Genomic DNA, 681 nt, shown 5'->3' with positions numbered 1-681 from the left:
GCAGACCTGGCTGTCCAACCGGGTAGGGTTGAAGCTGGTGGCACCCGACTTGACCGCGAACGGTTTCCAGTTGGTCGGCGGCCGGTTGCTTCCGGCAGGCGAGAGCAAGGCCGCCATGCTGCTTTACGAGGACGGCAATGGGCAGCGTATATCGCTGTTCGTCACCACGGCATCGACGGAGAATGCCAAGGGCACCTACGCCGCCACGCAAGACGGACCCGAGGCCGTCTACTGGCTGGACAAGGGCTATGGCTGCGCCGTCGTCGGCTCCTTGCCGCGCGAGCGGCTGAACGAGGTCGCCAGGAACGCCTACACGCAACTTGTAAACGGGCTGGCAAGCTGAACGGCACCGCTTTTGCCGGTGCCGTCGATCCGCGAATGCCGATCTGGCCGAAGGACCTTTTGCGCCCGTCGGATCGGCGTCGGATTTGTCACAATTCGGCCCTAATCGAGGTGCGATAGCGCTTGATGAATGCCGTCGCATCGCCCCGAAAATCGGAAACGGTTTTTGGAAAAACGAGGCGAAGATTCAAGGTGGTGGAGCGGACTTCGTGCGCCCAGGTGGACGCCGGTTTTCCCAACGCCCTGGTTGGCGTCAAGGACGTGTTCGAGTAGGGCCATTTCCACCACCAATCGAGGTTTTCTGAAGCCGCATGCCTGCCGAGATCCGCACGGCCCGCG

2 protein-coding genes are annotated in these 681 nt (G+C 62.3%); one reads left to right on the top strand and one right to left on the bottom strand.

Annotated elements, in window-relative coordinates:
- The coding region (locus EN994_RS34130) for an anti-sigma factor (protein ID WP_164746563.1) at positions 1-343 on the top strand (343 nt) is incomplete at its 5' end.
- 88 nt (positions 344-431) lie between these two features.
- Here EN994_RS34130 and EN994_RS35780 read toward each other — a convergent pair.
- Positions 432-681: hypothetical protein (locus EN994_RS35780; protein ID WP_206530577.1), on the bottom strand; the 250-nt coding region annotated here is incomplete at its 5' end.

Source organism: Mesorhizobium sp. M7A.F.Ca.CA.002.09.1.1, assembly GCF_003998555.1.
In the GTDB taxonomy this organism is placed as follows: domain Bacteria; phylum Pseudomonadota; class Alphaproteobacteria; order Rhizobiales; family Rhizobiaceae; genus Mesorhizobium; species Mesorhizobium ciceri.
The sequence above is the reverse complement of the archived record's forward strand: the minus strand, read 5'-3'. Positions and strand labels throughout refer to the sequence as shown.